The organism is Kitasatospora albolonga (assembly GCF_039535905.1).
Classification (GTDB): Bacteria; Actinomycetota; Actinomycetes; order Streptomycetales; family Streptomycetaceae; genus Kitasatospora; species Kitasatospora albolonga.
The window spans coordinates 41,520-67,012 of sequence record NZ_BAAAYB010000126.1; the positions used below are offsets into that span (position 1 = coordinate 41,520).

Below are 25,493 nucleotides of genomic sequence, written 5' to 3' on the forward strand. Positions count from 1 at the left end.
CGCTGCGTCGACCGCAGGAACCTGACCGGGTAATGCCGGCGTAGGGAGATAGAGGTCTCATGACCACGTTCGACGCACAGCAGAAGTCTGCCCCGGCCCAGGTGGAGAGCGCGGTCACCAGCGCCACCACCGGCTACCCGACCCCGGCATGGCGCAAGGCCTACCGCGACGGATCCCGCCCCGACCTGCGGGTGCCGTTCAAGGAGGTCGTCCTCACCAACGGCAAGTCCGTTCCGCTGTACGACACCTCGGGTCCGTACACCGACCCCTCCTACCAGCCCGACGTGCGCCGGGGCCTGCCCGCGCTGCGCGACGCGTGGATCCGCCAGCGCGGCGACGTCGAGGAGTACGAGGGCCGCGAGGCCCGCCCGGAGGACGACGGCATCAAGCACACCTCGCCGCGCGGCGGGAACCTGCGGAACCTGGACGCGGTCTTCCCCGGCCGCCCGCGCCGCCCGCTGCGCGGGCGCGAGGGCGTCGCGGTGACCCAACTCGCCTACGCGAAGCGGGGGATCGTCACCCCGGAGATGGAGTTCGTGGCGCTGCGGGAGGGCATGGACCCGGAGTACGTCCGCTCCGAGGTGGCCCGCGGCCGCGCGGTCATCCCGCTGAACGTGAACCACCCCGAGGTGGAGCCGTCGATCATCGGCACCAACTTCCTGGTGAAGATCAACGCCAACATCGGCAACTCCGCCGTCACCTCCTCGATCGAGGAGGAGGTGGAGAAGATGACCTGGGCCACCCGCTGGGGCGCCGACACCGTCATGGACCTCTCCACCGGGCGGAACATCCACACCACCCGCGAGTGGATCCTGCGCAACTCGCCGGTGCCGATCGGCACCGTGCCGCTGTACCAGGCGCTGGAGAAGGTGGACGGCAAGGCCGAGGAGCTGAACTGGGAGGTCTACCGGGACACGATCATCGAGCAGTGCGAGCAGGGCGTGGACTACATGACGGTGCACGCCGGCGTGCTGCTCCGCTACGTCCCCCTGACGGCCCGTCGGAAGACCGGCATCGTCTCGCGCGGCGGCTCGATCATGGCGGCCTGGTGCCTGGCGCACCACCAGGAGAACTTCCTCTACACCAACTTCGAGGAGCTCTGCGACATCCTGGCCCGCTACGACGTCACCTTCTCGCTGGGTGACGGCCTGCGGCCGGGCTCCACCGCGGACGCCAACGACGAGGCGCAGTTCGCCGAGCTGCAGACCCTCGGCGAGCTGGGCCGGATCGCCCGCGAGCGGGACGTCCAGGTGATGATCGAGGGCCCCGGCCACGTCGCGATGAACAAGATCAAGGAGAACATGGATCTCCAGAAGGAGATCTGCGACGAGGCGCCGTTCTACACCCTCGGCCCGCTCACCACGGACGTGGCCCCCGGCTACGACCACATCACCTCGGGCATCGGCGCGGCCATGATCGCCTGGTGGGGCACCGCGATGCTCTGCTACGTCACGCCCAAGGAGCACCTGGGCCTGCCCAACCGGGACGACGTCAAGACCGGCGTGATCACCTACAAGATCGCCGCCCACGCCGCCGACCTGGCCAAGGGCCACCCCGGCGCCTCCGCCTGGGACGACGCGCTCTCCGACGCCCGCTTCGAGTTCCGCTGGGAGGACCAGTTCAACCTGGCCCTCGACCCGGAGACGGCCCGCGCCTTCCACGACGAGACGCTGCCCGCCGAGCCGGCCAAGACCGCGCACTTCTGCTCCATGTGCGGCCCGAAGTTCTGCTCGATGAAGATTAGTAAAAGCATCACAGAGCTTTACGGCGACAAGGCCGTGAACACCGAGTACGACGCCGAGGCCCTGGCGGGCATGCAGGCCAAGTCCGAGGAGTTCGCGGAGCACGGCAACCGGGTCTACCTCCCTTTGGCTGACTGAGCCCCACTGACAGCATCGGCCCGCGTCTGAGAGGGGGAGACGCGGGCCGATGCGTTCGGCTGTTGTCAGGCGTCCCACGCGCTCACGATCGGCTCCGGCCACTCCTCGGCCGTCGCTGCGAGGTCCGCTGGCAGTAGCGCGAGCAACAGGGACCGGCTGTCGGCAACGGCCTTCAACGCGGCCTCTTCGGCCTCGTCCTTGGTGTCGAACATGCCCTCACCCACAGTCTCATTGTGGGGTGGCTGGCCGACCTCGCCGACCCACTGTGACGCACCCGGCCACACCCGGACATGGGTCAGCCGGGAAGGCTCCGGCAGGCCGGTGACGCCACGGGCGGCGGCTTCCTTGATCACGTCTTCGATGGTCATGTTTGGACTCTCCTCATCTCTGCCAGTGCGGCATCCAGTCGTGCGGAGCGGACCACGGTGGAAAGGTCAGTTGCGATGCGGGCGTAGTGCTCGGCCTCCTCCTGGGCACCCTGGCGGTAAAGCACGGTGGCCAGTTGGGCGGTGTCGATCGCCTTCGAGCGGGCCCGGTTGGAGGTCTGCGAGTCCACTGCCCGGCGGAGCCGGGACACCAGATCGGAGACAGGACGCCCGGTGACCGTGGCGAGCAGGTAGAGGGCGTGTCCGGTCTCCCCGTGCAGCTTGTGCTGGGTGAAGTACCACATCCAGCGTGGTTCGCTGTGAAGGTCGATAACGCGGCTGTAGATCGACTCGGCAAGGCTGATCTGTCGCATCACCTCCGCCTCGTCGCCCTGGATGGCGTACGCCTGGGCCTTCACCGCCGCGATCATTGCGAGTGCTGATAGGGGCACGTTTCCCATCGCCATGTCGGCCAGGGCGACGGCGTCCTTCGGCCTCCGTTCGGCGATCTCCTGGCGGGCGAGGCCAGTTGCGACGTGGCACAACAGGCCGTCGTCGCCGGCCTCTTGGGCGGCCTTGATGCCGAGCCCGAAGGTGCTGCGAGCGGGAGCGCTCTGCCCAGCGTCGAACGCTGACCAGGCGGCCAGATCAGCGAGGTTGGCAATCTGACCACAGAGCCGGTCACGGACACGCGGCCCCATGGAGGACTTGGTCAGGTCAACGGCGCTTCGCAGCTCGCCGAACGCGAGATGGCGTGTGGCGACGCCTCCGCTTCGTCGGTCCCACTCCTCAAGGGCGAAGGTCCGCTCGGCGATATCGTCAATATCCTTCAAGCCCAAGGAAGTTGGCGACGGCATCACGTCGGGCAGGATGCCTGCCAAGGAGACGGCCAAGAAGTCGCGGCGCTTCGACTCACTCACCTCCTCGCGGTCCCGCCGGGTCCGCTTTGGGAACAACCCCAGCTCTGCATTCGTGGCCACGCCGAAGACTCCGCGCAAGGCGTCGCGGACCTCCTGCTCCGGCCATGTGATCACGCCACGTTCTAATCGGCTGATCACGTTGGCGTCAATCGCCCTGTCCCGCCCGGTCGCTGCCTTGATGCGGGCGTTCACACGGGCGGCGACCTCGCCCTGGGTCCACTCTCGCCCGAGACGAAGCCGCCGTAGCGCGTCGTTGGTCATCTGAGGCCCGTCTCTGCGGTACCGCTGGTGGGAGCCAGACAGCCTAGTGAAGTGCCTAGCGTCTGCCTACAGGATCGCCCTGTCTCTACCCGAACCGCAGGCGTTTGATGGTTCTCAGTCGCCCGGGGTGATGGGCCGGTCACTCCGGCTCCGTCGGGAAGGTCCCGGGCGGCGTCACCAGTACCTGACCTGCTCGCAGACTGGAGGCCCGCATGTCCGTCAGCGTCAACGCAACGACCGTCGGCACTTCGGGCACAGCGTTCATCGAGATCCCGGTAGTGCAGCCCGATGATCTCGGGTGCCTGCTGGAACTGCCCTGCCAGCCCGAATCCGCAAGGTGCGCACGCAAGTTGGTGACCGCTGCCCTCACGGCCTGGTCCGCTGCCGAGTTGGGCGATGTGGCCGAGCTACTGGTGAGTGAGCTGGTCACCAACGCGGTCCGGCACACGGGCTGCACACGGATCGCGGTTTCGGTGAACCGGCAGAAGGCTTCGGTGTGGGTGGGTATCCGGGATTCGTCCGGCGCGCTGCCGTGCCGTACCGCCCCAACGTGGGAGGCGGAGTCCGGGTACGGCCTGGGGCTCGTGGAAACCCTCTCGTCCCGCTGGGGCGTGGCCTGGGCGCCGTTCGGCAAGTGGGTCTGGTTCGAGCTGAGGACGGCGAAGTCATGACCATCGAGCGGAACTCTGCTGGCGGCCGTCACCGCGGCGAACACCGCGATCCCGTCGGCGCGGTGCTGACTGGCTTCTGGGCGCTTGGCCACGTGGTCACCGTTCTTCTCCTCGGCACCTCGGCGGCCCAGCAGTTGGACCCTGACCACCTCGGCCCGATGCGGACGGCCCAGTCGGCTCCGGACCGCGAACCGCCGGCCTGAGCGCGGACGGACCTTAAGACTCCCTCTGGCCTCGACGACGAGACCGGGCTGGAGGGCCGCACCACCGCGGCGGGACTGGACCCGTCGCGCCCTGCGAACAGCGGAGGGAGGTGAACACCATGGAGGACTTCACCCAGCTCGACCCCGAGCCGGAGGAGGAGGTCGTCGTCCTGGGGGACGCGGCGCTCCTGACGAAGGGCAACACCAGCACCAGCGTGGAGAACAAGCGCTCCCCGTACGGCGGCTGACGCACGGCGGCGGCACCCCTATTTCCCCCGGGGGTGCCGCCGCACCCTCTCCGACCCAATCCACGGAGGTGATCACATGAGCTGGTTCGGGGGGTCTCTCACCCGGGCTGTCACGTCCCCGACGCCTGTCGGCGCGCGGGTGCTGTGGCGCGGTCCCAATGCCTGGTCTGTCGGCACTCCGGTACGGCTGGCTAAGGGTGCAGACGGGCGTCGGCTCGCTGTCTTCGGTCCGTGCGCGGCGACAGATGCGGAGTTGATCCGTCTCGTGCACTCCACGAATCCGCGGGCGCTGGACGCGGCGGCCACCTCCTGGGCGGGCGCTTACGCCCTGGTCCTCGATGACGGACACGGCATACTCACCCTGTGGGCCGATCCGGCGGGGGCATGCCCCCTCTACGTCGCCCGTACGGACGGGGAACGCTTCTGGGCATCGAGTTCGTTGGCTCTGGCCTCCCTGCTCCGTGCCGAGCCCGATGCCGCCTGGCTGGCCGCGCACCTTGCCGACCCGACGGCGTGGACGCCCGGACGCTCGGCTTGGACTGGGGTGGAGCAGGTTCCGCCGGGGCATCGTTGGACGGCCACCGCAGGTGGGGCCGCAGCCCTTGCCCCCTACTGGCGGGTGCCCGAACTCAACTGGGCAAACGCCGTACAGCGGCTGCGCAACGACCTGGCGGACGGCGTTCGTATCCGCGTCGCTGAGCAGGATGTCTCCTCGGACCTGTCCGGTGGTCTTGACTCCAGCACTCTCGCCGCCTACGCCGCCCAGCACGGTCCGGTCACCGGCATCACCTATCACCCAAAGGGCAAAGAGGCTGGCGGAGACCTCGACCACGCCCGTGCCGTTGCGAGCGCCTTCCCGACCATCCGTCACCGTTTGATGGCTCTGGGGCGGGAACACCTGCCGTTCACCGACCTTGACACGCTCACCCTCACGGATGAACCGGCACCGTCCTCCGTCACGATCGCCCAACTCCGCGCAGAATTCGGCCTGTTGACCTCAGAAGATGCCACCGTGCACCTGACCGGCGACGGCGGCGACTCCTTGTTCATGCCTCCCCCGGTGCACATGGCGGATCTTGTCCAATCGGGCCGGCTTCTTCGCCTGGCCCGTGACGCTCAGGCGTGGGCACGTCTCTACCGGTCGAGTCCCTGGCCGGTGGTGGCTGCCGCCTGGAACAACCCTGGTCAACTAGGCGGCGCGGCGGTGCCGATGCCGTGGCTCACCCACCAAACGCTCGACCTGGCAGATTCAGTCACCGCTCCGTACGGCGACGTGCTCAGCCTCGGGCACGCGGACAGCTACCTGTTGCGGGAAGCCCGGTACGTCGGCCGTACAGCCGCGACGGAGAACCAGCTCGCCGCCGCGCACGGCATCACGATGCACAACCCGTTCACGGACACCCGCATCCTGGAGTCGGTTCTCGCCACACCCGCGTCGGAACGGTGGTCCGCGCGCCGCTACAAGCCCCTGCTGGCCGATGTGGTGGCCGACCTGTTGCCCTCATCTGTCGTTCAGCGTGGAGCCAAGGGCCTGTTCGCGGTCGATCACCACCACGGGCTCCGCGCGAACCAAGGGCGCGTGCTGGACCTCGTGGACGGGCATCTGGCCGACCTCGGACTGATCCGTCCGGCGGCTCTTCGCTCGTTGTTGCGGAACGCCGTACTCGGCGTTGACATCCCGTGGGGGCTGATCGAACCCGTGCTCGGCACAGAACTCTGGCTGAGGGCCTCCGGGATGGCCGGACAGGAGATTCGATGGGAGCGAACGCCGTGACTCTGCCCTCGCCGACGAGGCACACCCGCACCGCCCTGACTGGCCGTGCGGGCGTCATCGTCAACTACCGCACCGGAGAGACCGTCGTCCTCACGGGCGACACGTTGACACGCTGGCTCGCTTCCCTGGAGCACAGCTCGGCACCGGCTCCGGTCGCCATCCGCGAGTCCAAGGTGTCATGGGGCACGAACGAGACAGCCGCCCGGCTGGAGTCGGTCAGTCCACCGCCGTGGGCCTGGCGCATGGCGGCGGCAGCGGCCTTGCTGACCACCCTCGCCGCGCGCGAAGTAGGCCGTCCTGGAAAGAGGTTCGGCCGGCTGCGCCGCCTCGCCGAAACCGGCCGTGACCTTCCAGCCGCAACCACTGCCCATGCCAGGCTCGCGCTGCTCTCGGTGCGGTGGGTCGCTCGCGTCTTCCCTGCTCGCGTCGCTTGTCTGGAGGAGTCCACCGCGGCCTCGCTCCTGCTCGCGCTCGGCGGTCGCGGAAGCGCCTGGCGCCATGGGGTGGCCACCGACCCGATACGGCTGCACGCCTGGATCTGCGACATTCACGGCCGGCCGGTAGAGGAACCCGAGCACACTGGCGACTACACGCCGATCAATGAACCGACCGACCTGAAACGAGACCCCCATGCCCGACCCGCACATCCTGCTGCCCGGCAAGCGCGTCAGCCTGGCCATGACCAGCCGTGACCACCTGCCCGACTACCACCGCTGGGAGAACGACCCTGGCACCATCCTCGGCTTCGGCACGCAGGTGACCCAGTCCTGGGAAGTCCGGGCCAGCGGCTGGGAAGCCCAGGGACGCAACCGCGACTACCCCCAGTTCGAGGTGATCACCACCGACGACAACACCCCGGTCGGCATCACCACGCTCCAGATCGACGCCGCAGTCAGGACAGCCGAGTTCGTCGTCCTCCTCGCCCCGGAGTCGCGCGGGAAGGGACTGGCCACGGAAGCGACCGCGCTGACCCTCCGCTGGGCGTTCGAGTTCGCGGCCCTGCGCATGGTCTGGCTCAAGGTCCTGGAGCCGAACGCGGCCGGTGTGGCGGCCTACCAGAAGGCCGGATTCCAGCCCGCCGGACGGCTGCGACAGTCGGGCTACTGGCTCGGCCGCCCCTGCGATGAGCTGCTGATGGACGCCACTGCCGACGACCACCTGTTCGCCTCGGCTCCGTCGGCCTGATCGTCCTCAGACCGAACGGCCACGAAGCGAAGTGGTCACCCGACTCCCGGCGGTACCTGCGCCCGCCGGGTGGCACAACCCCCGCCCCGGTGACCGCCAGGGACGGACCGGGACGACCGGGGCGGGGTCTCCCACGAGTTTCCCAAGGGGCTCGGCGTGTGTGATGCGCCGGGCCCTACTTGCGTTGCACGGGCGGCCAGGGGCGTTGGTGGGCGGGGGCAGACGGGGACCATTCCGGCCGGGCTCCCCGATAGCTGCCGAGAGTAGGGGCGGGCGGGTTCGGTCAAGCCCGCTGGACGGGCCTGTACCTGGCCGTGGTGGCGAGCGTTGCGGGCTTGACGGGTTCCGTCCGCCCCGGATCATCGGGCAGCGGGGAGCCTGGACGTACGGCGGGCAACCATCGGCCTTGACCTTGGCCACGCCGGGCCGGACCGCTGTCCGGGTCGTCCTGGCCCTGCTCGACCGCCACCCCGTTCCTTGCGCCGCCAGCGGGGCCGCCCATAGCGGGGCGCGAGACAGGAGCGGCGGGCGGAAACGCGGCGGCGCGCGGCCCGCCTCTGGCGGGCCGCCCTTGATCCAGTAATGAAACTTTGAACACCGCCTCCCCCGCCCTCTCCGTCTGCCTGGATCTGGCCGCCTTCTGCCGGCCGTGCACCTTCCCCATCCCCGTCGCCTTGCCGGGCCGTCTGCGTCAGGAATCCGCGGTGCCCATCCCCGCGTGCACCCTGTTGGCCGGGCCCTGGCTGCTGTCCGCGCGCCGTGATCCGGCCTTGGCCCTGGCCGTGCTCCGGGCTGCTGCGATGAATCCTGGCTCCGGTGTCACACCGACGCCCGGATCGGCACCTCTATGTGCGATGCCGCCTCCTGCCCGCGCCCGGACCCCTAGCACAAGATCGGCGCGATACGTCGGGCTGATCGCGGCTCATGGTTGGCCTGTGCGGTCTCGCTGCCGGGCGTCGCGGAAGAAAGTTCGCCGCAGATGTCACACGGGCCCCGATTTCGCGGCCTCTATCAGGTGAAGGGCCATTTCAGGAGCGAACCGGGAGGAACAGGGCATGTCGGATATGGGGCGGCGTTCGCCGAAGACTGTCCACAGGCTGTGCGTGGCGTACTGGCCATGCGGGCCGAGGGGCTTCTACCGGAGTTCTCCGGCCGGACCAAACCGGGGATCGGAGTGCACTGTGGGGCTGACCGCGCGAGCCAGGCCGTGGCCGGCTGACTCGGCCGGAGGTGTCGCCTGGGGGCGGCTACCACGGGCTGTATCGCCTGCGCAAGGACACGCCTGGCGCACAGGATCAGTCTTGCTCCGGCGGACAGGCCGTTCGGAGTTGTCGGCGGGAAGGGCTTGCCGACGGGAGGAGGGGTGTGAAATGCGTCATGCCGGATCGTCTCACCCTGTGTCATTCCGTCCCGTTGGCTCTCGTTCTTTCTCACCGCTTATTCCAGGAAACTACTTCCTGGTTTTCGCAGAGTTGAATTGTCCGCCGTCTTCGGGTTGTGTGTGCGTCAGATCCCACCCAGCGGGAAGCGCAGAAACGTTCCTCCCGCAGGGCGGGATCTGCCCGGCCGCGAGGTGCCCTTGGGCCCCGCACGGTGCCATGGTGGAGCTTCGGGGACCTACGCCCCGGGGAGCCTGGCGCTCTGAGCTGGGCCAGCGCGGAACTCACCGGTTTTCTCACCGGCGGCCTGCGCGAGGGTGTTGCGGGCGGACCCCAGATTCGGGGAGAGAAGCGGTGAGTTTGGCAGGGTTCAGCGGGGCGACCGAATCGGCTACGACGTACGGGGAGAACGAGCACTGATGCACGGCGAATTCGGCCGCCTTATCGAAATGCTGGCAACCGTCGGCGGCCAGCTGGCTGACCTTGGCGAGGAAATGGCCGACCTCAACGAGCGGATCGCTCGACTTGCTCAACCCGGGCCCGCATCTCCCGCATCTCCTGCTGGAACTGCTGGACCTGGACGGCCAGTCCGGTGACCAGTTCGGTAAGCGTGGCGAGGTCGGCGGCGGACACCTGGACGGTCTCCCCGCCGGCCGGTGCTTCGGCCTGCTCGCCCCCGGCTGCCTCGCTGGCCGCCTCTTCGCTGCTGGCCGCCTGCTCCTGGTCCTGCTCGGCGGGAGGGTAGTAGCCGGCCTCCGCGAGGTCGCGCAGCACGTGCCGGGGCTCGGCGCCCGATCGGAGCTTCCGCATGAACTGCTCGTACACCTCGTCTAGTTCACTCTCGCGCATCGGCTGCAAGGTGTCGTAGACCGCGCGCTCCACCTCCTCGAAGGGCGTGTCGCGGTAGGGGTCGGGCGCGTCGGCGGACTCGGGCTTCCAGTCGGGGAACCCCTGGACGGGGTAGGGCCGGGCGTCGCTGAACTGCTCCGGGCTCTTGCGGACGTAGCTGCCCCGACTCTGCACCGAGTAGATCAACCGCTCGTCCTTGAGGACCTTCAGCGCGGACTGGATCGTCGCGCTGGCCAGCCCGAACCGCGCCTGCAACTCCCGCGCGCTCGGCAGCTTCTCGCCCGCCTTCAGGCGACCCTCCTCGATGTCCTTGCGCAGGACATCCGCGGCCTGCTGGTACGGGGGCCGTGGGTCGTCTTCGAGCGGCAGCGTCATAGGTCGAGGGTAGCCGCCCGCCCGTACAGATGACACACCCCCGCCATGTGTATCAGCACAGATGCTTGTTTCATGTGTTGCATGTGTCCTATGTGTTCGGCTACTGTTCCGGGTGTCGGAGTTCACCGGCACCTCCCCTCCCACCCCTGGAGTCCTTCATGGCTCGTATCACCATCCGTCCCGACCTGACCGGCACGACCCACATGGTTGCGGTGCCGCCGGTCCCGAAGCTGGCCGACGCCGCCACCGGCCAGATCGCCACCGACCGGGAGACCGGCGCCTCGCTCTACACGGTCCAGCTCCTGGAGACGTTCGAGGCGACCGCCCAGCTGATCAAGGTCACCGTTCCGGAGACCGGTCTCGACGCCGGTCTCGTGCCCGGTGCGATCGTGCGCCCGGTCGGCCTGACCGCCACCCCGTGGGCGAACCTGTTCAACGGTCAGGTGCAGTCCGGCGTCGCCTATCGCGCGGCCTCCGTGGTCCCGGTCGCCCCTGCCGCACCGGCTTCCGCGCCGAAGGCGTCGGCCTCGAAGGTGTCCGCCGCAGAGCCGGTGGCCGCGCCGTGACACCCGACCCCTCCCGCTCCGTCGGGCCCGTGGACTCCTCCTCCACGGGCCCGGCCCCGGCCCCGGTGATCTATCCGCTGCCCGCGCTGGACGACGACTTCCGGTTCACCTTCGGCCTGCTGTCGGACATTGCGGCGGTCGTAGCAGGGCACGGCTATCCGCCGGTGACCTCTGGGCCGGACCTCATCCGCCTGCAACAGGCCCTCTTCTCCTTCCTCTACTCCAAGGACGTGCCCTGATGGACATCACCATCCCCGGCCTAGCGCGGGTGATCATCCCGCCGGAGCTGCTGTGCGTCGTCGGCCTGGTGGCGCTGGTGCTGCTCGCCTGGCTGCTCGTGATCTGTGGGCGCTACCTGCGCGCCGACGCTGGCACTCGCGCCACCATCCGCCAGGCGTGGCGCATCCGCCGGACCTGGCCCCGCCTGGCCCGTAACCTCGGCCTGACCACCACCGACCGCACACCCACCTTCCTCCAGTCGCTCACCGCCACCGACAAGGGCGGCAAGCCCGAACCCCGCGTCCTCACCCCCGCCCTGGCCACCAAGGCCGACCGGTACGGCGTGATGGTGGAGGTCAAGACGGTGGCCAAGGTCGGCCTGGCGGAGTTCCAGCGCCACGTCGATCACCTGGCCGACGCCTGGGGCTGCACCCGCGTCTCGGTCAACCCCGGCAAGCCCGGCCGTCTGATGATCCGGGCCGTGCGGGACGAACCCCTCCTCATCCCCTCCACCTTCACCCCTGACGGCAAGCCCCCCGCCGACCTGTCGGTCTGGGACCTCGGCCTGGACGAATACGCCCTGGCTACCGTGCTGCGCATGTCGAACGTGCCCGGGGTCTGCGTCGCCGGCCTGCCCGGCTTCGGCAAGACCAGCCTGATCAACGGGCTGATCTCCCGCCTCGCCCCCTCCGGCGCGGTGCAGTTCGCCGTGGCCGACGGCAAGGTCAGCGAAGCCCATGAAGGCGACTACGCGGACGTGGTGGACCGCCTGTTCGCGTTCGTCGGTGACGACCTGGAAGCGGCGAACAAGCTGTTCACCCGCCTGGTGGACCTGCGGCGTGCCCGCTCCTCCAGCATCCGGCGCCTGCTCGGTACGCCGAACATGTGGTCAGTCGGGCCGTCCAAGAAGTGGCCGCTGGTGGTCCTCGTCATCGACGAAGCCCACACCTACTTCCGCGACTACAAGGGCTCCGACCCCACCACCAAGAAGTACGCCGCCCTGACCGCCGACAACGCCCGGTTGGTCGAAGACCTGGTCAAGAAGGGCCGCTCGGTCGGCATCGTCGTCATCGTCGCCACCCAGAAGCCCACCGGCGACGCCATCCCCACCTTCATCCGCGACGTGTGCCCCGTCTCCCTCTCCTTCGCCCAGAAGACCACCGAATCCGCGGTGGCCGCCCTCGGCGAGGACATCCGCAACTGGCCCGACGCCAACCCGGTCATCATGCAGGACCCCGGATACGTCGGCGTCGCCACCATGGCCCGCCAGGGACACGAGGGCTTCACCCGCATCCGCATCCCCTACGTCGATCCCGCCGACACCGCCCGCATCGCCCAAGCCTCCGCCCACCTGACCGCCGACCCCGGCCACCTCCTCGACCTCCTCAACGGCCCGGATCTCCTCAAGGGCGACGACCTCGCCCCGGCCGCCTGACCCCATGACAACAACTAGCAGACCACACAAGGGAGTTGGCGATGACCGCCACCACCGCGCGCGGGAGCGGCCCGGCTGACCCCGGCAAGTTCACCCGCGTCACCATCACCGCCGTGATGGCGGTCATCGCCTCCCTCGCCTTCGTCTTCTCCTTCGGCAACGTCTGGGCCCTCGCGCTGCGCCTGGGTGTCCCGCACCCGATCGCCCCGCTGATCGCCCCCATGGTGGACCTGTCCGTCGTCGGCCTCCTCGTCGCCCTCCACCACCTCACCCTCAGCGGCACCGAGGCCGAACACCTCGCCCCCGCACGGCGGTTGATGCACCTGTGCGGCTTCCTCACCCTCGCCCTCAACGTCGCCGAACCCATCGCCGCCGGCCACTACGACCGCGCCGCCCTCGACACCGTCGCCCCCACCCTCCTCCTCGGCTGGGGAGCCGTCGGCCCCACCCTCCTGCGCCACCTCCACACCCCCACCACCCCGAAGGACACCACCCCTGACCCCGACCCCGTCCCGACCGCGCCCGTTCACCCCGACCCCCTTCCCGTACTGGCTCCACCCCCACCGCAACCACCGGCGCCCGCTGAACCCGGCCCCCAACCGCACAACGCGCAACCCGGTGAAGGGCCCACGCCGCTCCCAATTGCGCTTCCTGGCCTGACCGCCCCGGCCGCTCCCAACGCCCCGCAGCCCACCCCGGCCACTGCCACCCCGGCTCTGCCGGACGTGCCGGGCCCGCTCCTGGCCGCTGCCCGCCGGATCGCCGACGACCACCACTCCACCACCGGCGACCTGATCACCGCGGCCCAGCTCCGCACGCGCCTCGGCGTCCCCGCCCACCTCGCCGACGCCGCCCACGCCCACCTGGTGGCCGTCCCCGCCTGATCCCCTGCCCCACCCGCCTCGCGCCGACCGCGCGAACACCCCGCCCAGTCGGCGCGACGGCACCCCCATGCCTCCCGCCTCACCTCAACTGCCCGGAAGGACAGACCAGATGACCAAAGAGCCCGACCTTCGGCACATCTCCTCCCTGTACGCCCGGGACCTCATCACCCTGGCCAACAACCCCGGCTTCGACCGCGTACAGGCCACCGTGGAGCGCCTCGCCGGATGCACCAGCCCCATCCAACTCGTCGGCCGCACCACCACGTTCGACACCACCACCGGCGAAGCCGTCCACGACTACACCAGCGCCTCCGAACCGCTGGGTCGCACCCTCACCGCCTGCGGCAACCGACGCGCCACCCGCTGCCCCTCCTGCTCGCGCACCTACGCCGCCGACACCTACCAGCTCATCCGCGCCGGACTCTCCGGCGGCAAGGGCACCCCCGAACAGGTCCGCACCCACCCCCGCGTCTTCCTCACCCTCACCGCCCCCTCCTTCGGCCCCGTCCACAACCGCCCCACCACCAAGAACGGCAAGCCCTTCCCCTGCCGCTGCGGCACCCTCCACCCCGCCGGCCACCCCGCCCTCGGCACACCCCTCGACCCCACCACCTACGACTACGCCGGAGCCGTCCTCTTCAACGCCCACGCCGGAGCCCTCTGGGCCCGCTTCACCACCTACCTGCGCCGCGAAGTCGCCCGCGCCGCCGGACTCACCATCGCCGAACTGCGCGACCAGTGCCGCATCTCCTTCGCCAAGGTCGCCGAGTTCCAAAAGCGCGGCCTGGTCCACTTCCACGCCATCGTCCGCCTCGACGGCCCCGAAGGCTCCACCAACACCCCGCCCGCCTGGGCCACCACCACCCTCCTGACCACCGCCATCCGCGACGCCGCCACCCGGGTCTCCATCACCGTCACCGGCGACTCCATCGGCGAACGCCACCTCACCTGGGGCGCCCAGCTCGACGTACGCGAGATCACCCGCCCCGACGCAACCGCCGACGGCACCACCCCGCTCACCGACGCCGCCGTGGCCGGCTACGTCGCCAAGTACGCCACCAAGTCCGCCGAAGGCACCGGCACCATCGACCGCCCCCTCTACTGCACGCCCTGCAAGGGACGCGGACGCACCCCCACCCCCACCGGCCTCACCCACGAGTGCGCCACCTGCGAAGGAACCGGCCTCGCCGAACCCATCGCCGACCTCGACGTTGCCCAGCACGTCCGCCAGATGATCCGCACCTGCTGGGACCTCGGCCACCGCGTCCCCGACTTCGCCGACCTCAAGCTCACCAAGTGGGCCCACATGCTCGGCTTCCGCGGCCACTTCTCCACCAAGTCCCGCCGCTACTCCACCACCCTCGGCGCACTCCGAGGAGCCCGCCGCACCTGGCACACCGAACAAGCCCGCCACCGCGCCGGCCACCCGCCCACCGACCCCACCACCACCCTCGTCGTCGGCCACTGGCGCTACCTCGCCACCGGCTACACCCCCGGCGAAGAACTCCTCGCCCAAACCGTCCGCCACAACCGCCAAGCCCACCAACGCCTCAAGCGAGAGGGGGAGTTCGAGTGAGCGCGATGACTGACCGCCGTTCGGCGTCCCGCCTCTGCGATGACGAGGCGGTGGAACGCTGGATCGAGAAGCACTTGGCGGCTGCTCCGCGCTTCTCGGACGACCAGCTCCGGGAGATGGGCATCATCCTGGGAGTGCAGCTGACCCGCCGGACTGCTTCCACACGGGGATGAGCTGATCCACGTCGAACGGCTTGTTGCCCATGCCGCTCGGTAGCGCGATGACAGCGTGCAGGGCCTTCTTGATCAGCTCCCGCTGCTGCGCCAGTGTCTTCGACTTCCATTCCTTCTCGACGTCGGCCGTCGCCTCCTGGGCGGCGGCCTTCGCCGCTATGTTCTTGGCCTGGTCCGCGTGCAGTTCCTTGATCTTCTTTTCGAGCCCGGGCAGGTTGCGGAAGAACTGCTCGTCGTCGATCTCGCCGTTGTGCCAGCGCTGTTCGAGAGCGGTCCTACGCCCCAACGCGGCCTCTAGCTCGGCTTCCCGCCCCCAGTCGGGAACCTCCTTGGCGGCTGCTGCGGCGTCTGCCTTGAGCTTCCTCAGCACGAGCTTCGTGATGTGTTTGTCCGTCTCGTCCCCGCGCTTCCAGGTGCCGTTGCAGCCCCCGTCAACGGTCTTCTTGCAGAAGTACCCGTGTTCGTACGTAACCCACTGGTTGGCCTTCTCACCCTTCATCTTCGCGTTGCACTTCGTGCCGTCCTCCAGGACGTTGCCGCACCGGAGGATGTTGGTGAGCAGGTACTTGTGAACGAGTGCGCCCCCTGGCTGGCCCGTGCCCCCGCGCTTGCGGATGGCGGCCACGACCGCGAACCACTCCTTCGGGGTGACGATGGCGTCCCACTCGCCGACGATCGGTTGATCGTCGCCATCGCGCACCAGCTCACCCTTGATCTCGCGGTATCCGCAGAGGCGGGCGTTCATGAGTACCTGCTTGACGCTCTGGTACTGGAACAGGTTTCCCCGCGCGGTGAGGTAACCGGCGGCGTGCCACTGCCGCGTGATCTCGGAGATGGACGCTCCGGCGATCACGTCCTTCACGGCCTTCTTGATCGCGTCGGCTTCCTTCTGCCGGAGAGTGATCTTGTCGTCCTCCCAGCCGAACGGACGCCATGCGGAGACGGACTGGCCACGGATGGCCCGGTTGCGGTGGCTGTTGCGTGAGCGCCGCTGCTTCTTCCGGGTCTCGGCGAGGGACATCGCCACCCCGACGAGACCCTTGATCTCGAAGCCCTCGGCGTAGAGGTCCTGGACGCCGTTGGAGTCCCAGTACACGCGGCCCTCGTGGCTGGTGAACGCCCGAAGGTACCGCTCCCAGTCTCCGGGCCGCCGGTACAGCCGGTCGTCGTTGTCCGCCATCACGCCGTGGATCGGGTAGCCCTCGGGGGTGTGGCCGGCGCGGAGGTCTACGACGAGTTGTTCGAAGTCGTCGCGGACGACGGTCTCCTTGCTCGCGCTCTTGTCGTTGTCCGTGTAGCGGTAGACCACGAGCCAGCCGAACGACCGCGCCTTCTCCGCGAGGTTCCGGTGTTGATCCTCAACGCCGTGGGCGTCCTTCACGCGCCCGTCGAACGAGATGCGCGCGTAGCAGACGACGCACTTCATACCGGGGTTGGCTTCGAGCATCGCGCGCACCTCCTCCACAGACGGAAGGTCGGGCGGCGTCCCTCGGAGCGCCTTGATCAGCTCTTCGCGTGCAGCCATGTGCGGGCCCCCTCAGCTGTAGCCAGTACTTCAGCCAGCAGAGTAGCCGATGCCGCTTCTGTTGAAGTTCTGCTCGATGAAGATCTCGCAGAAGATCCGCGACGAGCACGGCGACGGCTCCAGTGCCGTGGCCACCGACTTCGACGCCGAGGCGCTGGCCGGCATGCAGGCCAAGTCCGAGGAGTTCGCCGCCGCCGGCAACCGGGTCTACCTCCCGCTGGCCGACTGACCCGTCGTCACCCGAACCGCGCTGCTCCGGGGGGAGGAGGGGACTCCCCGGGGCGGCGCTCCGGCCGGTGGGGCCACCGGCCCCCGGCCGGGCCGCCGGGGGCCGGGGGCCGGTCAGGCGGGGATGCTCTCGTAGTGCACCGGGCGGCACGGGTCGGCGAGCAGGTAGCCGTCGGGGGAGACGTTCAGCGGGCCGTCCTCGATCAGGCCGCGCTGGAGCGCGCGGTAGCCGGCCTGGAAGCGGCTGGTGGCGTCGAGCTCCTGCATGATCTCGGCGATGTGCTTGCGGCAGGTGCGCACCGACATGCCGAGCGAGCGGGCGATCACCTCGTCCTTGAGGCCGTCGGCCATCAGCCGGAGCACGGTGCGCTTGGCGCTGCTCAGGCCGGAGTCGGCCGGCCGGTGCGGGCGGTGCGGGGTGAGGAAGGGATTGCTCCAGCGCCAGACCCGTTCGAAGTCGTCGGCGAGCAGCCCGACCAGGGTGGGTTCGCGGATCAGCAGTGCCCGTTCGGGGTGCTCCCGGTCGCCGACGAAGGCCGTCTCCCGGTCGAAGATGATCATTCGGGTGAAGTCCTCCCCGAAGATCCGGACCTCCGCGCCCTTGCGGGTGACCTCGTGGACGTAGTCCCTGGTCGGCCCGGAGAAGGCGGCGGTGTGCTGGTAGATCGTCCGCATCCGCAGGCCGCGCTGGAGCATCGCGAGCGCGCGAGGGGTGGCCTCGACCAGCATCTCGCGCTGGCGCCCGCCGCCGGGCTGGGCGGTCAGGATCTCCTGCCGGCACCGGGCGCTCGCCGCGTCCAGCGCGGTGCGCACCGCGCCCAGGTCCTCCAGCACCTCGATCGAGGTGGTCGACGGCTCGGGTGCGGTGCTGTGCTCCTCGTACACCGGGAGCAGCGCGGTGAGCTCCTCGCGGACCCGGGTGATGTCCAACTTCTGTAGCAGGATGGACATTTCGACCGGGGCGATCAGGTTGGTGAGGGCGGTGGAGGGGTGCACCGCGGCCCAGCCGTCGGCCTGGGGCTGGAGCAGGTGCATGGCCACCAGTCCGTCCACCAGGGTGCCGGCCTCGGACTCGGTGACCCCGGCGACCTCGGCGGCCGAGGAGAGGGTGAGGGTGCCGGTCTCCAGGGCCAGCCGGTAGATGGCCACGCTGGTGGAGCTGAGCGATGGCAGGAGCGGGGCGGGTCCGGCGTTCGGCAAGATCACGATGTCAACCTCGTGTGGTGGGGGCGACTCGGTTGCTGGTCGAGGCAGTTCGCATGCTGGTGGGCGAGCTGCGGATTACTGCAACTATCCGTGAGATGGCCGGAGTTGTGTCACCTCCAGGGGAAGCCTTAACACGGCCTTCATACTCCGTGGACGAATCGCAGAGAAATCACCGACTTGAGGTAGTCCGGGGCATGGTGTCCGAGGTCTCCCCTCACCTTGCTGCAGTTCAGGTTCATGCGACCCCGAAGTACTCCCGGATCGGCCCGGGGTTCGCCCAAGCTGATGTTCCAAGCGTTCCCCAACCCGGCGAAAGCGAGGCAGAACATGCGCCCATTCCGTCACTTCCTCCTGCGGCTCGCGGCCCTGGCCGTCGTCGCGGCGGGCACCGTCTCCCTCCTTCCCGGGGACCCGGGCTGGGGCTGACCGGTCGTCAGCCCGGCTGCCCGAACCGTCCGCACACCGAGTCCGGCAAGAGGAGAGAGCACGAGATGACCGACGTGACGGAGCACCAGCCGCATGTGGTGGCAGGCCTGCCGCCCGCAGCCCGGCTGGGGCTCGACTTCGACGTCGACCGACTGGCCGCCGACGTCGCGGAGCTGCGCCGGCGGGCCTGGAGCCTGCAGCGCACCTACGGCGCCGACGGCGTGATCGGTGAGGCGCCGATCGACTGGCGGGTGCTGCCGCTGCGCAGCCCCGGCGGCGACCCGGACCGCACCGACCCGGGTGGCCCCGGGCTGGTGGACTTCGCCCCGACCGAGTGGCTGGCCCAGGCCCCGTACCTGGCCGAGGTGTTGGAGACCATCCCGGCGGAGATCCGCAGCGCCCGCCTGATGGCGCTCGGCCCCGGCGCGGCCTCGGCCGAGCACTACGACAACAAGTACGGCGTCGCCTGGGGCACCGCCCGGGTGCACGTCCCGATCCTCACCCACTCCGAGGCCCGGATGTACATCGCGGGCGAACTCCAGCAGTGGCAGCCGGGCACCTTCTGGTTCGGCGACTTCAGCCGCACCCACAAGGTGGAGAACTCCGGCACCGAGACCCGGGTCCACCTGGTGATCGACACCCTGCCGAGCAAGGAGCTGTTCGCGCTCTTCCCGGACGCGGTGCGAGAGGCGGTCGACCCGGCCGACATCGTCTTCGACCGGGGCCGCAAGCCGCTCACCGAGGCCGAGTCCGAGGCCGTGCTGGTCAGCTTCGACCTGCCCGCCTCGTTCGCCAACTGGGAGGAGGAGGAAGGCGAGTTCCTGCGTCCGCAGGAGCAGCTGGCGGCCGCCGTCGAGCGGGACGGCGAGCACCTGGTGCTGACCCTGGCGGGCAAGCCGGAGTTCCGGCTGGTGCACCTGGACGGCCTGGAGTTCCGCTTCGCGGGCTGGACCGAGGAGCGCACCGTGCAGGTCGTCCCGGACGGCGACACCCCGCGGGTGGTGCTGCGCACCCGCAAGGGCGCCGAGGTGCAGCAGACGGAGCTGGCTGCCCGTCGCGGCTGACCCGCCGTCACGCACGGCTGGGCCACGGGCCGGCCGCCCTCAGAGACAGGACCCCACCGGTATGACACTCACCTCGGCCTTCGCCGACTTCCGGGGCGGAATCCCCGCCGACGACTGGAACACCCTGGCCGCCGACCGGCTCTACTCCTCCGCGGACTGGCTCCGGTTCTGCGCGACCGACATCGGCGGGACCACCACCACCGGCGGGCTGCACGTGGCCGTGGGGGAGGAGGGCACCGCGGCGGTGCCGGTCACCGCCGTCGAGCACGAGCCCAACTCCTTCTACCAGTGGGAGTCCCACCTGGAGCCGCTCGGACTCTCCGGCGGCGGGGCGGCCGGCCTGCTGCTCGGCCAGCGCCGCGGCTACCAGACCCACCTGTTGGCCTCCTCCGGCCTCGGGCGGGACCGGGCCGCCGCGGCGCTGTACGAGCAGATCCAGAAGCTCCGGTCGGACCTGGCCGGATCGGAGCTGCTGCCCTCCTCCGCCGGGGACCGGCCGGTGCCGGCCTTCGGCCTCTTCCTGACCACCGAGGACGTGCTGGCGCTGCGGGCCGCGGGGGCCGCCGGGCCGCCGCTGCTGCTGGCGGCGGACGCCTGGATCCCGATCCCCGAGGGCGGTTGGACGGAGTGGCTGCACGGCCTGCCGTCCAAGCGCCGCACCGACATGGTCCGACGGGACGTCAAGCGCTTCGAGGAGGCGGGCTACCGGATCACCGACTCCACCCTGGGCGAGTCCGCCCGGGTGGCGGCCGAACTGCTGGTCGGCACCCAGGCCCGGTACGGGCACGGCGCCGATCCGGAGGTGCTCACCGAGTCGTTCCGCCGGCAGGCGGCCGCGATGGGTGACGCCGCCCGGGTGGCGTTCTGCGGCCGGGAGGGCGAACCGCCGGTCGGCTTCTGCCTCTACTACGTCTGGGGCGACACCACCTACCTGCGGGCGGCCGGCTTCGACTACGGGCGGCTGCAGGACGCCTGCGAGTACTTCAACACCGTCTACTACGCGCCGATCCGGGCCGCGGCGGCGGCCGGCTGCCGCTGGGTGCACGCCGGGATCGAGGCGGCCGACGCCAAGGCCCTGCGCGGTGCCGAGCTGCGGCCGCTCTGGCTGCTCGACCTGGCCGGGGACAGCCCGCTGGCCGCGCACGACGCGACGTTCCGGGCGCACAACGCGGCCGAGCTGGCCAAGCTCACCGGAGCCTCCGGGGCGGTTGCCAAGGCGCTGGTGGGCGAGAGCTTCGCCCCGTTCTGCTGACCTGCGGTCACCCTTCCACCTCCGTTTCCGAACTCGCCCGATGGGATCGTCATGCCCTCCGAACTCCCGCGCCGGACCCAGGCGTTGGTCATCTCGCCGGACTTCGGCCGATTCTGGCTCGGCCAGGCGCTGGCCAATCTGGCGGGCAAGGGCATCACCCTGCTGATCCCGCTGGTGGCCGTGGTCGCCCTGGACGCCGGCCCGGCCGAGGTCGGCCTCCTGAACGCGGCGCAGTTCCTGCCGCTGCTGGTGTTCACCCTGTTCGCCGGGGCCTGGCTGAGCGGCCGTCCGCACCGCCCGGTGCTGATCGCCGCGCACACCGCCAACGCGGTGCTGCTGGCCCTCGTCCCCCTGGTCACCGCGCTCGGCGGCCTCGACATCCGGCTGCTCTACGCGGTGGTCTTCGCGATCGGCGCGATCACCTGCTTCGCCGACGTCTGCGCCCTCGCCTACGCCCCGGCGCTGGTGGACGGCGAGCGGCTGGTGGTGGCCAACAGCAGGCTGGAGACCACCTACGCACTGGCCACCGTGGCCGCGCCCGGGGTGGGCGGCATCCTGCTGGGCGCGCTCGGCGGCTCGCTCTCGCTCTCCCTCGGGGTGGCGGCCTACCTGCTGGCGGTGGTCTCCTTCACGCTGATCCGGCACCGGGCGGCCCCGGCCGCCGCGGCGGGGGAGGCGGCACCCCGGGCCGGGATCGTCCGGCTCGTCCGGGAGGGCCTGGCGTTCTCCTGGCGGGTGCCGCTGCTGCGCCGGCTCACCCTCCAGGCGGCCTGGTTCAACCTCTTCGAGCAGGCCGTGCTCACCCTCTACCTGGTCTACGCCGTCAAGGAGTTGGGCTTCTCCCCCGGCCTGCTCGGGATCACGATGATGATCGGCGGGGCGGGTTCGGTGCTCGGCTCGATGGCCGCCTCCCGGATCGGCCGCAGGCTCGGCGCGGCCCGCACCCTGATCGCCGGGATCGGCCTGGCCTCGGCCGGACCGCTGGTCTTCCCGCTGGTCTCCGGCCCGGTCTGGCTGACCGCCGCGCTCTGCACCGCCTCCTTCGTGGTCTACGGCTTCGGCCTGACCGTCTTCAACATCTTCAGCCTGACGGCCCGTCAGCGCACCACCACCGAGGAGTTGCTGGCCCCGGCCTCGGCCACCAACCGCTTCGTGGCCTTCGGCACCATCGGCATCGGCGCCGCCCTCGGCGGCGCGGCCGGCAGTGGGCTGGGCCTGCGGCCCGCCCTGTGGGTGGCGGCGGTGGCCCTGCTGCTCGGCTGGCTGGTCTTCGCGGTCACCCTGCTCCGCTCCGGCTCGGACGGCGAGGGCGGGCGGCACGAGGACCCGGCCGTCGCCCGGGACGCCGTCCCGGCCGCCGCCTGACGGGACCCGCCGCCCGACGAGACCCGCACCCGTACCGAGGCCGGCGGCGGACCCCACCCGCCCCGGCCCCCCCTCTGACCCACGGAGTGACGAATCATCATGCCTTCCGACCACCGGACCGAACCGCCCGAGAACCGTCCCGACGCCCTGCTGCTGATGGGCGACCTGGTGGTGCTGGCCCGTCAGGGCCGCCTGATCACCGACGCCGTCCGGCGTGGCCTGGCACCGATCGCGGTGGTCAGCCCGGACACCGACCAGGACCGGCTGGCCGCGCTGCGGGCCGATCCGGCCAGTCCGCTGGCCGGGCTGGCCGAGGTGGTGCGGGTGGCCGACGCCAAGCCGTCCACCGTGGCCCCGGCGGTGGCGCCGCTGCTGCACCGCTACCGGGTGCGCGGGGTGATCTCGGTCGGCGAGGTCTTCGTCGAGCCGGTCGGGGTGCTGGCCGACGCGCTCGGCCTGCCCGGCACGGGCTCGGCCGCCGCACTGATCTGCCGGGACAAGCTGCTCCAGCGGATCGCCGCCCCGGCTTACGCCCCGGCCTGGCGGACCGTCCCGGCCGAGGACCGGGCCACCTTCACCCTGCCGGCCGGCGAGTTCCCGGTCGTGGTCAAGCCGGCCGGCCGGTTCTACAGCTCGGGGGTGCGGATGGTGCACACCCAGGCGGAGCTGACCGAGGCGCTGGGCGCACTGGCCGGGCACGAGACGGCGCTGGTGGAGGCCCGGGTGAGCGGGCCCGAGTACTCCGTCGAGGCGCTGGTGCAGGGCGGCGAGGTGATCTGGTCCGGCGTCACCGGGAAGGAGAGCAACGAGGCCGGCGGCCGCTACTTCACCGAGGTCGAGCACACCTCGCCGGCCGAGCTGGACGAGGAGGCCCGGGAGGCGCTGGTCGCGGCCAACCGCGAGGTGCTCCGGCTGGTCGGCCTGCGGGACGGCATCACGCACGCCGAGTACCGGTACACCGAGCGTGGCGTGGTGCTGATGGAGGTGGCCGCCCGGCTGCCCGGCGACGGCATCACCTTCCTCTGGGAGCTGGCCACCGGCCAGGGCGTCGAGCCGGTGATGCTCGACCTGGCGCTCGGTCTCCCGGCCTCGTACCCGCAGCCCCGGCGGCGGGCCCGGCAGCACTTCCTGGAGCACGGGCACGGCGTGCTGGCGGACGTCACCGCCGAGGGCGCCGAGGTGTACTGGACCGCCCGGGACGACCGCTGGCCGTCCTTCGCCCCGCTCGCCGCCGACGCCCCGGCCGCGCTGCACGCGGTGCTGACCGGCCGCCGACCCGGTGACCTGCTCGGCCCGCAGGTGGACTCCGGCCACCGCTCCGCCTCGCTGATCCTGGACGCCCCGCTGGGCGAGCCGATCGCCCAGGCCACCAAGACCTTCGCCGAGCAGGTCCGGGTCGTCGTCGACCCGGCACCGGCCGGCTGACCCCCGATCGGAACCGGACCGGTCGACACCCGGTCCGCCCGAACCACCACTACCCGACGAACACAGAGGAGAGGAACCATGTCAGCCACCACAACCGCCCCCGCCTGCCTGGTCTGTGACAGCCCGATCGAGGTCCAGCCCGGCTGGGAGGTCGGCGAGATCCTGGAGTGCGGGGCCTGCGGCCAGGAGCACGAAGTGGTCGAGAAGACCGACGCCACCGTGAAGGTCGAGCTGGCCCCCGAGGTCGAAGAGGACTGGGGCGAGTGAGCCGGGAGGCGGCCGACGTCCTGCTCTCGCTCACCATGCTGCGGCCGGAGGAGCGGCTGCTGCTGGACGCCCTGCGGTCCCGCGGCGTGACCGTGCGCACCGCGCTCCCGCCGGACCTGGCGGGCGTGCTGTCCGGGCAGGAGGCGGCGCCCCGGCTGGTGGTGCTGCGCAATCTCTCGCACCGGGAGGCGATCGGCACCGCGCGCCGGCTGGAGCAGGCCGGTGTGCCCACCTTCAACTCGGCCGCCGCCATCGAGGTCTGCAACGACAAGGGCCTGCAGGCCCTGATGCTGGCCCGGCACGGCATCGCGCACCCGCGCTCGCTGCACGCCTTCACCCACGACCAGGTCCGGGAGGCGGTCGAGGAGCTGGGCTGGCCCTCGGTGGTCAAGCCGGTGAGCGGCTCCTGGGGCCGGGGCGTGGTCCGGCTGGTGGACGAGGAGTGCCTGGACGTCTGGACCGGGGCCCGCGAGTCGGTGGACGCGACCGGGAAGCTCTTCCCGGTGCTGGTCCAGCAGTACGTCGAGAAGCCGGGCCACGACCTGCGGGTGGTGGTGGTCGGCCGGGAGCCGGTGGTCGCCTTCCGCCGGGTCTCCGAGGACTGGCGGACCAACACCCACCTCGGCGCCCAGGTCGAACGGGCCGAGCTGACCGAGGAGATGGCCAAGCTCTGCCTGGCCGTGGTGGACCAGCTCGGCGAGGGGTTCTACGGGGTCGACCTGATCGAGGACCGGGAGACCGGTGAGACCGCCGTGCTGGAGGTCAACGCCAACCCGGAGTTCGCCAAGTCCTCGGCCCTGCACGGCGTGGACGTGGCCGGCCGGCTGGCCGACCACCTCGCCGCTTCGCTGCCCGGCTGACCGGCCGGCCCCACCGCCAGGCGGGGCCGGCCGGTCCGGCCAACTGCCCTGCCACACCGACGAAGAGGGTTCGATGGAACTGTTCGACACGGCGGTCGTCCTGACCCGGGTACTGACCTCGGGGACCGTGATGAGCATCGAGAAGAGTGACCGGGAACTGCCGGGACTGGAACGGCAGTTGACGAAGATCACCGGCCGCCGGAAGGCGGTCCTGGTGAACACCAGGACCGCAGCCGTGCACGCCGCGCTGACCGGCCAGGAGATCGGCTACGGCGACACCGCCGTGCTGCCCGGCCTGGACGGGCCGACCGCCGCCTTCGTCTCCTGGCTGGGCGTCACGGTGCGGGAGGCCGGGGAGACCCCGTCCTTCGTACAGATCTCGCTGGACGGCCACAACGCCCACCGGCTGGGCGAGTTGGCCCGCACCGGCGCGGCCGCCGGGGCCCCCGCCCTGGTGGTCGACCTCACCGGTCTCGGCTTCGGCCCGGCCGCGGCCGTGCTGACCGACGACCCGCGGATCTGGGCCCGGGCCGAGCGGCTCAAGATCTTCGGTGCCTTCGACCTGCGCACCATGTGGACCCAGGAGGAGGAGAGCACCGAGCTCGTTCCCGGAGTCCAGTTCAACTACCGCCTCAGCCCGCTGGTGGCCGCCTGCGCCCGGCTGGCCCTCCTTCAGGCCGCGACCGCCGTCCCGGCCACGTCAGGAGCAACGACGTGATCACCGACTTCCCAGCCGCCCCGCTCCCGCTCCCCGACCCGGCCGAACTGGACGCCCAGCTGGCCGAGTTCGGCGGAGACCCGATCATCGCCAAGGAGTTGCGCCGGACGATCTTCCCGGTCATCACCAAGGAGGACGTCTTCGGGATGCTGCTCGCCCAGCGCGCCGAGCCGCAGAAGGCATACCGAAGACCG

At 70.6% G+C, this 25,493-nt stretch carries 25 protein-coding genes and 1 pseudogene; 21 read left to right on the forward strand and 5 right to left on the reverse strand.

Annotation, left to right across the window (positions count from 1 at the left end):
• Nucleotides 1–59 precede the first annotated feature (59 nt).
• Nucleotides 60–1,880 (forward strand): phosphomethylpyrimidine synthase ThiC, encoded by a 1,821-nt coding sequence (thiC, locus tag ABD946_RS30970; protein ID WP_345288884.1) that lies wholly within the window; start codon nt 60–62, stop codon nt 1,878–1,880.
• A 65-nt stretch (nt 1,881–1,945) separates the two neighbouring features.
• Here the strand turns inward: thiC and ABD946_RS30975 are convergent, their stop codons facing one another.
• Nucleotides 1,946–2,248 carry a hypothetical protein gene (locus ABD946_RS30975; protein ID WP_345288885.1) on the reverse strand — a complete coding sequence of 101 codons (303 nt, stop codon included), beginning with the start codon at nt 2,246–2,248 and terminating at the stop codon, nt 1,946–1,948.
• Nucleotides 2,245–3,426 carry an NsdA family TPR-like regulatory protein gene (locus tag ABD946_RS30980; protein ID WP_345288886.1) on the reverse strand — a complete coding sequence of 394 codons (1,182 nt, stop codon included), beginning with the start codon at nt 3,424–3,426 and terminating at the stop codon, nt 2,245–2,247. The genes ABD946_RS30975 and ABD946_RS30980 overlap by 4 nt, the downstream gene beginning before the upstream one ends.
• A gap of 212 nt (nt 3,427–3,638) precedes the next feature.
• Here ABD946_RS30980 and ABD946_RS30985 point away from each other — a divergent pair, with 212 nt between their 5' ends.
• The 6 genes from ABD946_RS30985 (at nt 3,639) to ABD946_RS31010 (ending at nt 7,507) form a co-directional block, all read left to right on the forward strand.
• Nucleotides 3,639–4,097 carry an ATP-binding protein gene (locus ABD946_RS30985; RefSeq protein ID WP_345288887.1) on the forward strand — a complete coding sequence of 153 codons (459 nt, stop codon included), beginning with the start codon at nt 3,639–3,641 and terminating at the stop codon, nt 4,095–4,097.
• Nucleotides 4,094–4,300, forward strand: a complete 207-nt coding sequence (locus tag ABD946_RS30990; protein WP_345288888.1) for a hypothetical protein — start codon at nt 4,094–4,096, stop codon at nt 4,298–4,300. Before ABD946_RS30985 ends, ABD946_RS30990 begins: the two co-directional genes overlap by 4 nt.
• Before the next feature lie 119 nt (nt 4,301–4,419).
• Nucleotides 4,420–4,548 (forward strand): albusnodin family lasso peptide, encoded by a 129-nt coding sequence (locus tag ABD946_RS30995; protein ID WP_345288890.1) that lies wholly within the window; start codon nt 4,420–4,422, stop codon nt 4,546–4,548.
• A gap of 76 nt (nt 4,549–4,624) precedes the next feature.
• Nucleotides 4,625–6,322: an albusnodin/ikarugamycin family macrolactam cyclase gene (locus ABD946_RS31000; protein ID WP_345288891.1), complete on the forward strand. Its 1,698-nt coding sequence runs from the start codon at nt 4,625–4,627 to the stop codon at nt 6,320–6,322.
• Nucleotides 6,304–7,014, forward strand: a complete 711-nt coding sequence (locus ABD946_RS31005; RefSeq protein ID WP_345288892.1) for a lasso peptide biosynthesis B2 protein — start codon at nt 6,304–6,306, stop codon at nt 7,012–7,014. The genes ABD946_RS31000 and ABD946_RS31005 overlap by 19 nt, the downstream gene beginning before the upstream one ends.
• Nucleotides 6,953–7,507, forward strand: a complete 555-nt coding sequence (locus ABD946_RS31010) for a GNAT family N-acetyltransferase (protein ID WP_345288893.1) — start codon at nt 6,953–6,955, stop codon at nt 7,505–7,507. The genes ABD946_RS31005 and ABD946_RS31010 overlap by 62 nt, the downstream gene beginning before the upstream one ends.
• 1,883 nt (nt 7,508–9,390) lie before the next feature.
• Here ABD946_RS31010 and ABD946_RS31015 read toward each other — a convergent pair.
• Nucleotides 9,391–10,110: a GntR family transcriptional regulator gene (locus tag ABD946_RS31015; protein WP_345288895.1), complete on the reverse strand. Its 720-nt coding sequence runs from the start codon at nt 10,108–10,110 to the stop codon at nt 9,391–9,393.
• A gap of 158 nt (nt 10,111–10,268) precedes the next feature.
• Between ABD946_RS31015 and ABD946_RS31020 the strand changes: the two genes are divergently transcribed.
• From ABD946_RS31020 to ABD946_RS31040, 5 genes are all read left to right on the forward strand, one after another.
• Nucleotides 10,269–10,676 (forward strand): SCO3933 family regulatory protein, encoded by a 408-nt coding sequence (locus ABD946_RS31020; protein ID WP_345288896.1) that lies wholly within the window; start codon nt 10,269–10,271, stop codon nt 10,674–10,676.
• A gap of 29 nt (nt 10,677–10,705) precedes the next feature.
• Entirely contained in the window at nt 10,706–10,915 is a 210-nt protein-coding gene (locus tag ABD946_RS31025; RefSeq protein WP_345288897.1) for a hypothetical protein, read from the forward strand.
• Nucleotides 10,915–12,330, forward strand: coding sequence for a cell division protein FtsK (locus ABD946_RS31030; RefSeq protein WP_345288898.1), 1,416 nt, complete (start codon nt 10,915–10,917; stop codon nt 12,328–12,330). Before ABD946_RS31025 ends, ABD946_RS31030 begins: the two co-directional genes overlap by 1 nt.
• 41 nt (nt 12,331–12,371) lie before the next feature.
• The gene (locus ABD946_RS31035) at nt 12,372–13,214 is read left to right on the forward strand and encodes a DUF2637 domain-containing protein (RefSeq protein WP_345288899.1); all 843 of its coding nucleotides are present in this window, start codon (nt 12,372–12,374) and stop codon (nt 13,212–13,214) included.
• 109 nt (nt 13,215–13,323) lie between these two features.
• Nucleotides 13,324–14,790 (forward strand): replication initiator, encoded by a 1,467-nt coding sequence (locus ABD946_RS31040; protein WP_345288900.1) that lies wholly within the window; start codon nt 13,324–13,326, stop codon nt 14,788–14,790.
• A gap of 123 nt (nt 14,791–14,913) precedes the next feature.
• Here the strand turns inward: ABD946_RS31040 and ABD946_RS31045 are convergent, their stop codons facing one another.
• Nucleotides 14,914–16,488 (reverse strand): recombinase family protein, encoded by a 1,575-nt coding sequence (locus ABD946_RS31045; RefSeq protein WP_345288901.1) that lies wholly within the window; start codon nt 16,486–16,488, stop codon nt 14,914–14,916.
• A 49-nt stretch (nt 16,489–16,537) separates the two neighbouring features.
• Here ABD946_RS31045 and ABD946_RS31050 point away from each other — a divergent pair, with 49 nt between their 5' ends.
• Nucleotides 16,538–16,717: a thiamine biosynthesis protein ThiC gene (locus ABD946_RS31050; RefSeq protein WP_345288915.1), complete on the forward strand. Its 180-nt coding sequence runs from the start codon at nt 16,538–16,540 to the stop codon at nt 16,715–16,717.
• 113 nt (nt 16,718–16,830) lie between these two features.
• Here ABD946_RS31050 and ABD946_RS31055 read toward each other — a convergent pair whose 3' ends face one another.
• The gene (locus ABD946_RS31055) at nt 16,831–17,922 is read right to left on the reverse strand and encodes a helix-turn-helix transcriptional regulator (RefSeq protein WP_345288902.1); all 1,092 of its coding nucleotides are present in this window, start codon (nt 17,920–17,922) and stop codon (nt 16,831–16,833) included.
• 491 nt (nt 17,923–18,413) lie between these two features.
• Between ABD946_RS31055 and ABD946_RS31060 the strand changes: the two genes are divergently transcribed.
• The 8 genes and pseudogenes from ABD946_RS31060 to ABD946_RS31095 form a co-directional block, all read left to right on the forward strand.
• Nucleotides 18,414–19,412, forward strand: a complete 999-nt coding sequence (locus tag ABD946_RS31060) for an aspartyl/asparaginyl beta-hydroxylase domain-containing protein (RefSeq protein WP_345288903.1) — start codon at nt 18,414–18,416, stop codon at nt 19,410–19,412.
• 61 nt (nt 19,413–19,473) lie between these two features.
• Nucleotides 19,474–20,664, forward strand: a complete 1,191-nt coding sequence (locus tag ABD946_RS31065) for a GNAT family N-acetyltransferase (protein WP_345288905.1) — start codon at nt 19,474–19,476, stop codon at nt 20,662–20,664.
• A gap of 51 nt (nt 20,665–20,715) precedes the next feature.
• Nucleotides 20,716–22,029 carry an MFS transporter gene (locus ABD946_RS31070; RefSeq protein WP_345288906.1) on the forward strand — a complete coding sequence of 438 codons (1,314 nt, stop codon included), beginning with the start codon at nt 20,716–20,718 and terminating at the stop codon, nt 22,027–22,029.
• A 99-nt stretch (nt 22,030–22,128) separates the two neighbouring features.
• Nucleotides 22,129–23,454 carry an ATP-grasp domain-containing protein gene (locus ABD946_RS31075; protein WP_345288907.1) on the forward strand — a complete coding sequence of 442 codons (1,326 nt, stop codon included), beginning with the start codon at nt 22,129–22,131 and terminating at the stop codon, nt 23,452–23,454.
• Between the two features lie 78 nt (nt 23,455–23,532).
• Nucleotides 23,533–23,721 (forward strand): lysine biosynthesis protein LysW, encoded by a 189-nt coding sequence (locus tag ABD946_RS31080; RefSeq protein WP_345288908.1) that lies wholly within the window; start codon nt 23,533–23,535, stop codon nt 23,719–23,721.
• The gene (locus tag ABD946_RS31085; RefSeq protein ID WP_345288909.1) at nt 23,718–24,581 is read left to right on the forward strand and encodes a RimK family alpha-L-glutamate ligase; all 864 of its coding nucleotides are present in this window, start codon (nt 23,718–23,720) and stop codon (nt 24,579–24,581) included. The genes ABD946_RS31080 and ABD946_RS31085 overlap by 4 nt, the downstream gene beginning before the upstream one ends.
• Before the next feature lie 73 nt (nt 24,582–24,654).
• Nucleotides 24,655–25,299 carry a DegT/DnrJ/EryC1/StrS family aminotransferase gene (locus tag ABD946_RS31090; protein ID WP_345288911.1) on the forward strand — a complete coding sequence of 215 codons (645 nt, stop codon included), beginning with the start codon at nt 24,655–24,657 and terminating at the stop codon, nt 25,297–25,299.
• A pseudogene (locus tag ABD946_RS31095) lies at nt 25,296–25,493 on the forward strand (DegT/DnrJ/EryC1/StrS family aminotransferase); the annotation flags it as partial. The gene ABD946_RS31090 and the pseudogene ABD946_RS31095, both read left to right, overlap by 4 nt.